Consider the following 320-nt stretch of genomic DNA (forward strand, 5'->3'; position numbering starts at 1 on the left):
GGTGACAACAGTGCCAACGGCACGCCCATCCAGCAGTCCGCCTGCACCACCGCTGCCGGGCAGTCGTGGACCCTGGACGGGACGCAGCTCAAGTCCCTCGGTAAGTGCATGGACCTCGTCGGAGGCGGCACGGCCAACGGCACCAAGGCGCATCTGTGGGACTGCGGCAGCTATGCCTCCCAGCAGTGGGCGTTCCAGAGCAACGGCACGCTGAAGAACGTCAAGTCCGGGCGCTGCCTGGACATCGAGGCTCAAAGCACCGCCGACGGCGCCGCCCTGCACATCTGGGACTGCGGCGGCTGGGCCAGCCAGAAGTGGAC

General features: G+C 67.8%; 1 protein-coding gene. It reads left to right on the top strand.

The window, feature by feature from the left end; translation table 11 throughout:
* The coding region (locus HCK04_RS40720) for an RICIN domain-containing protein (RefSeq protein WP_142652809.1) at positions 1-320 on the top strand (320 nt) is incomplete at both ends.

Origin of the sequence: Microbispora sp. CL1-1 (genome assembly GCF_012034195.1) — a bacterium.
Taxonomy (GTDB): domain Bacteria; phylum Actinomycetota; class Actinomycetes; order Streptosporangiales; family Streptosporangiaceae; genus Microbispora.